General features: G+C 60.5%; 4 protein-coding genes. 1 reads left to right on the plus strand and 3 read right to left on the minus strand.

The genetic code is table 11. The features are described 5' to 3' along the window. The 3 genes from VGY55_12525 to VGY55_12535 form a co-directional block, all read right to left on the minus strand. Positions 1-352, minus strand: a 352-nt coding sequence (locus tag VGY55_12525; GenBank protein ID HEV2970788.1) for a hypothetical protein, incomplete at its 3' end; no start/stop codon positions are given. A gap of 239 nt (positions 353-591) precedes the next feature. Then, on the minus strand, positions 592-1,860 hold the full coding sequence (locus VGY55_12530; protein HEV2970789.1) for a right-handed parallel beta-helix repeat-containing protein: 1,269 nt from the start codon (positions 1,858-1,860) through the stop codon (positions 592-594). Between the two features lie 450 nt (positions 1,861-2,310). Beyond that, positions 2,311-3,060, minus strand: coding sequence for a MerR family transcriptional regulator (locus VGY55_12535; GenBank protein ID HEV2970790.1), 750 nt, complete (start codon positions 3,058-3,060; stop codon positions 2,311-2,313). A 128-nt stretch (positions 3,061-3,188) separates the two neighbouring features. On the opposite strand from VGY55_12535, the gene VGY55_12540 reads away from it, so the two are divergent. Then, the coding region (locus VGY55_12540; GenBank protein HEV2970791.1) for a transposase at positions 3,189-3,582 on the plus strand (394 nt) is incomplete at its 3' end.

A 3,582-nucleotide genomic window follows, 5' to 3' on the forward strand; every position in this document is an offset into this window, starting at 1 on the left:
AGATCGGCGTCGCGATCAAAAAATGACCCCGATTGTGACCCGTCCGTTTGAGAAACCGCAGTTTTCGCCGCGTTTTCCGCAATGTTTCGAGTCCCGTCGGGACCCGAAATTGAAAGAAAGGCGACGTGCCGCCATCGACTAACCAATCTCGATTCGCCGCGCCCGATTCACCGGTTTTTGCAAATCGGCCCCCGCTCCCGGCGCCGGTAGCCCGAGAACCGCGCCAGCAGTGGTCGGCGATCACCTCGAAGTCGATCTGGTCGAGAAATTCGCCAACCGGCCGGTCGAAGTTGGCTGATTCGATCTTCGCGGTGTTTGCGGCAACATCGTGCTTGAGCTTCTCGGTGAGCATCCGCCTCGACCGTCCCGACCGGTCGAACGCCGTCTCGGCGGCCCTTCCAGCACGCCAGCGAGGCGTTCCGCGAATAGCAGTACCGCGCCATGCCGGTCGTCTGCGGCAATCGGGTCTATCATCGCGTAGCGGCGACGGTTGACGGCCTTTGGCAAGAGCGGCTCTCCTGCCTGGGCGAGCAATAGCTCCGCAGTCGAAGCCATCCCGCTGTAGCCCGATCGTGGAACGACGTCTTGCCGTCATCTGCCGCTATTCCGGCAAAGCACGAACGCGGCGAACTCCCCCTGGATAGGAACCTCAATCGACTGATCGCCCAATACGACTTTCAAGAGGGGCTTGCCGTAGAAGTCGCGTGGATTCAGCAAACGGAGGTTGTCACCCGGCTTGGCAAAGCCCTTAAGCCGCACTGGCGTAAGCGCGACCGTCGGCGTCCGAGCCCAGTTGAAAATCGCCAGGTGCGCGCGCGAGGGATCATACCGGCTCGGTTGGATCACAACCCGCGCTGGTTCGCTCGGGCGCGGGTCGTTCGGCCGAATGGTTTGATTGCCGCTTTGGATTACTTTCTTGAACTTATTGAGTCGCAGATCTCCGTTCAGAACTAGATTGTCGCGGACTTCGCAGTCATCATTTTCCGTCGCGCCATAACCGATTTGCATCCCGACGTTGGCGAGCGAATTGCCAAGCACGCGGATGTCGTGGCTTGGACGCTCGCCGCCGACCAAGAATCTCCCCGCGTCGTAACAGATGTTTTGCTGGATGAGATAGTGATCGACGAAGGCCTGCTTCGAGCCGTAGGCATGAACGCTGTAGCTATAGCCGCCGGTGATGATGCAATTCGTGATCGTTTTCAGCCCGTCCTTGTTCTGAGTGTAGATCGCGTGGCCGTGGCCCCGGTCGGGGGCCTTCCAGCCGTTGTCGTAGATAAGACAGCCGTAAATCTCGCTGTCAGCGGCACCGCTCCAAAAGGCGACCCCCTGGGCACAATCGTGGACCGTCAGATGGATATATTGGCACGCCTTGCCGGCGTGGATTTGTAGACCGCCCCAAAGCCGATCGTAGCTACTGGGATGAGAGCCAGATTCTTGGACTGTCCGTGACCGTGTAAGATTCTCAGAAACGAGAATCTCCAAATCGCGGATCTGAAGCCACGAGGCGGGCGCCTGGACAGTGAGGCCGCCGTCGATCGTCACCCGTTCTCCGAGCACACTGCGAACCTGAATTGATTTGGCCTCCGTCCCCGCCAGCCTAACAACGTAGCCCGCGCTATCCAGCCGGCGATCGGGATAATGGTAGATACCACTCAGCAGCCAGACCGTGTCGCCCGGCGCGATCTTCTGCCGTCCGAGCAGCGCGGATTCCAGATCCCAAGGGGATTGCCTAGTTCCGTCCCCGGTCGCGCTGCCAACGGGTGCGACGTACCACTCGGCCGCGACCACGGCAGACGCCCCGGACAGCACCAACGCAAAGTTGACCGCGCACTTCGCGGCGCTCTTAAACTTCAGATTCATGCAGGGGCTGCCTTAATCGGAATCGTGGGCTCCTTCAGCCAGCCCAGGGCCGGCCTCGAACGACATGCGCGTCACGACGAGCCTCTGGTTTCACGCGGAGTATAGATGCGTTTCATCTCGTTACGATAGGAAATGTCCGTTCACTTGTACGGGCGTATCGTTCCAGACGCCCCAGGATCGCGACTGTCGCGTTGGTGGGGCGGACGGCTGTTCGGGGGTCGCGGAGGAGCGTTTCGTCGCGTCTGGCGCAAAGCCAGGGCCCTTTCTTGGGCTCTTGGCCTAGCGGGCAGGCGGAACGCGGGTTTTGGCCCTCGGCGCCGCGCGCATCGGGGGCAATTATCAGGTCTCATGGATATCAGAAATCGCGAGTTCGGATCCACTATGCGCGAACTGGGACCGAACCCGCTTGAGTTCTCCATCCTGGCCGCCCTCATTTCTTACGATTCGCTTTTAGCGTGCGGCCTCCGCCGCCTTGCCGAGGTAGGCCATCACCTTCGGGTCGATACCAAACTGGGCACAGAGCTTGTCCCCTTGCTCCATCCACATTCGCTTCAGGTTTTCCTCGATGGCCTTGTCGCCGCCGCTGAAAGCGCTGACCAGGGCCTGCCGGCGCTTTTCCAGCGCCTGCACTTTCGGATCGGCCGGGTCGGTACCGCTGTCCATCTCCACCTTGAGCTGGGCCAACAGCTCTTGCCAGGCAGCAGTCCCTTGCTGGGCTTGCTGGGCAAGGTCTACGCCAGCCGCCGCAGCCTCCGCGCTGCGCTTGCGGAAGGATTCCATTTGTTCAGGTGTGTAATAGCTTTCGATCATGGTCATCACCTCAATTGTTTGGAGGAACTCTTCGGCGGAGACTTCCCCCGCCGTGCGCAGGCCAGCGGCAATCGCTTCAAGCCGCTGGTATAGCTTGCGCTGCAATTCAACCTGCTCGCGCAGGCGCGCGAGATGCCGCTCGATCAGCTCCACGGGCGAAAAGTCCGGCCGATTCAGGCAGTCGCGGATCTCTTCCAGCGCGAAGCCGAGCTGCCGGAGCGACAGCACTTGCTGCAAGCGGGCGACGTCGCCGGCCGTGTAGAGGCGATGCCCCGACTCGGTGTGCAACGACGGCCGCAGCAGGCCGATCTCGTCGTAATGGTGCAGCGTGCGGATAGTTAATCTTGTCCGCCGCGCCAGCTCGCCCACTTTCAGGGCCTCGAAACACACGACAGTCACTCCAGTCTGCTCCCGTGGAAACCGTGGCCACGACGAAATGATAGGACCTCACGTTACGTGAGGATCAAGCCCTCTTTCCAAAAAAAATAGGAATTCTGCTATTCGGAAAAAATGAAAGAATGTTTTCGTTGGCACATGCGCAGCTGCTGCAGCGTGCCTTGATCGATGCTTCTTTCGCCAAAGCGCCAGAGGGTGGCGAAAATACTGGCCCCAATCCCACGGATCGCGGCAAATCGGGGAGCAAACACCATGTCATGACCGATGCGCAAGGCATTCCCCTCTCCGCGACGGTGACGGCAGCCAATGTGAATGACGTCACGGAGGCCTTGCGCGTGCTGCAGAACATGCCGCCCGTCGGCGGCAAGCCGGGACCCAAACGGCGGCAGCCCGAGCGGCTGCAAGGCGATCGCGGCTATGATTCGGAACCTCTCCGGCAAATCTTGCGTTGGTTGGGTATCCAGCCAGTACTGGCCGCTCGCAACACGGAGAACGGCAGCGGTTTTGGTGTATTCC

Source organism: Pirellulales bacterium (assembly GCA_035939775.1).
In the GTDB taxonomy this organism is placed as follows: domain Bacteria; phylum Planctomycetota; class Planctomycetia; order Pirellulales; family DATAWG01; genus DASZFO01.

Bases quoted from the DNA above. Each gene is read 5' to 3' on its own strand.
- VGY55_12530 (HEV2970789.1), bottom strand. From the start codon at position 1,860: ATGAATCTGAAGTTTAAGAGCGCCGCGAAGTGCGCGGTCAACTTTGCG.